At 57.8% G+C, this 2,251-nt stretch carries 4 protein-coding genes and 1 pseudogene; 1 reads left to right on the forward strand and 4 read right to left on the reverse strand.

Annotation, left to right across the window (positions count from 1 at the left end):
* Positions 1-204: pseudogene (locus tag BGIM_RS0101075) on the forward strand (hypothetical protein); the annotation flags it as partial.
* 358 nt (positions 205-562) lie between these two features.
* Here BGIM_RS0101075 and BGIM_RS0101085 read toward each other — a convergent pair.
* From BGIM_RS0101085 to BGIM_RS56750, 4 genes are all read right to left on the reverse strand, one after another.
* The gene (locus tag BGIM_RS0101085; RefSeq protein WP_020467959.1) at positions 563-1,108 is read right to left on the reverse strand and encodes a transposase; all 546 of its coding nucleotides are present in this window, start codon (positions 1,106-1,108) and stop codon (positions 563-565) included.
* A 23-nt stretch (positions 1,109-1,131) separates the two neighbouring features.
* Complete coding sequence (locus BGIM_RS0101090; protein WP_072022230.1) at positions 1,132-1,386, reverse strand: hypothetical protein; 255 nt, start codon at positions 1,384-1,386, stop codon at positions 1,132-1,134.
* Positions 1,387-1,402: 16 nt separating this feature from the next.
* Positions 1,403-1,669: a helix-turn-helix domain-containing protein gene (locus tag BGIM_RS60095; RefSeq protein WP_072022231.1), complete on the reverse strand. Its 267-nt coding sequence runs from the start codon at positions 1,667-1,669 to the stop codon at positions 1,403-1,405.
* Positions 1,670-1,870: 201 nt separating this feature from the next.
* Positions 1,871-2,251 (reverse strand): transposase (locus BGIM_RS56750; protein ID WP_020467962.1); only part of this gene is annotated, 381 nt, incomplete at its 5' end.

Consider the following 2,251-nt stretch of genomic DNA (forward strand, 5'->3'; position numbering starts at 1 on the left):
GTGACGTGCCGGCTGCCAAGCAAGAGTCCGTGGCTGAACACGATCGAGCCCAAATGGGTGCATGGCAAACGGGCCATCGTGCAACCGGAGCGGGTGTTGAGCGCCTCGGAGGTCGAAACACGGGCGTGCGATTACTACGGCTGCAACCAACATCAACATCTTCAGCAGACGGACCCGCCCAAGAAACGGAAAAAGGTCGCTTGAACCTGCACTAGGAGACGTGGTTCGGCTCCCGGGTCGATCCGGAGTTCGCCAAAAAAAGCGGCGATCGAAACCCTTTACACCCAGCCGCCCGACGGCTCGATCGTAGTCTGCCTGGACGAGATGGGGCCGGAATCGGCCAAGAGCTTCCCCGGCAAAGAAGTCATCGACCCGGCCCCCGCCCCGGGCCGCCGCCGTTTCGACAGCCGCGAATAAATCGTCGCGATCTCTCGTCATCAATCGTTCTTTTTGCCTAAAACGGGTGTCGGGGTTTCTTGCGTCAAAATGTTTGAGTAAGCGATTATTGGCTTCGATATTTCCGCAACACCGCCGTCTGATACATGAACCCATAGAGATTGTCTCATTTGATGTTGTTCGGTTTGGGTCGTCCAACGATCAAACTCCGAACCTTGCTCCGGACAGTTTGGAAATATTTCACGCTGGATCGAATGGATGACTTGAGGTCAGCCAGCGTGTCGAACAGTCGGTTGTGGGTCGCCCGCCGACGCAGTTTCTTCCAGAACCGTTCGATCGGATTCAGCTGCGGACTATAACTGGGCAGCCGCTCCAATCGCAGATGCGGATTCTCGGCCAGTGCTTCGTCAATCAGTTTTCCCCGATGCCAGGGGGCATTGTCAATCAGCAGGACCACCAAGGGATGACGGTCCTTGGGATACATTCTTCCCACATGGCGGAGGTGATCGGCGAACGCGTGTTGCATCCGCCGGTTTTTGCTTTGGCCGGTCTTTCGTTTCGCGTTTTGGGGACTTTCCAAGGTGTTGGCGTGAACGGCGGCCGTGACCAGATTGACGACTCCGAACACATAAAGGAGATCCTTGTTGTCACGGCTTCCGACCGTGGGCCGGTGGCCTTTGACCCCGAGCGTGGCGGCCAGCGTCGGGACCATCGGGAAGCGGGCCTCGTCCTGACTCAGGAGGACGAGTTCACCGGCCGCCGCCTTTTTCCCAAGTCCGCCAGGTCCTCCCGGGCCCTGGCCTGCTTGTCGGGGTTGCCCCGCAGGTGACGATACGTCGGACGATATAACCGGATGTCAATCTTCGAGCAAAACCGCTGGACGGCGCTGCGGGAAGTCCGGATGCTCTTGGTCTTGAGCAAATGGGCGGCGAGTTCCTCGTGAGTCCAGTTGGCCCGGTCCAACCCTTGTTTCGCCGGCCCGTCGATCACCCATTGACGGACTTCATCAGCCAGTGAGGCTGGAATGCGGCCGGGTTGTCGCTTGGGCTGTTCGGACCGGAGTTCGTCCAACCCGCCCCTCACAATAGGCGTTGATCCATCGGGTAACGGTCTTGCGATGAACGCCCAAGTCCGTGGCGATGTCCTGGCGGGGACGCCCCCGGTGAACCATCAGAACGATCTGGAGACGATGCCGAAGTTTCGGGTCGTCCGTGGATCGGAACAAGGCGTCGAGGCGCTTGGCCTTGGAATCGGGCAGTTGAATGCGAATCATGGAGCCATCCTCTGACGGAAGAATTATCTCCCGTTAGAGGATGAGACACTGCCGATGGGTTCATGTATAAGAGCCTGATTTCACCCGGCGCCGATTGAGGATTGAATTCACCAAGGATTGGCCTTCCGCTGACTGGATCCCGAGGAATAGGTCCACGATTCAGTCGAATATCCACACCTACTGCTTCGGAGGTAAGGAAAGCTATTGAGTCACTTTCTGCGGGAACGGCAAATCGGATCGTTCCCACAGCGATCGCAGAAGCTCCGGATCAAATTTCAATCCGAAGAGCCGATCTAAGATTTCGTGGTCCAGCACTTCGGTGTCAACGGGAACGAAGTTAGCCAGTTCGCCATACTTCAGCCATGACCAGACCGGCTCGACCGGATTCAGTTCGGGCGCCCAAGGTGGCAACATCTCCAAGGCGAGCCGACGATTCCGCGACAGGAACTTCCGCATGAGCGGGCCTTTATGGTTGCTGCCGCGATCCCAAACCACGACCACCCTGCCCCGAAGATGCTTCAAAAGTGCTCGGAGAAATTCGATGACCTTGTCCGTCGTGTAGAAGCCATCGGGTTCGGTGGC

It is taken from the genome of Zavarzinella formosa DSM 19928 (genome assembly GCF_000255705.1).
GTDB classification, from domain to species: Bacteria; Planctomycetota; Planctomycetia; order Gemmatales; family Gemmataceae; genus Zavarzinella; species Zavarzinella formosa.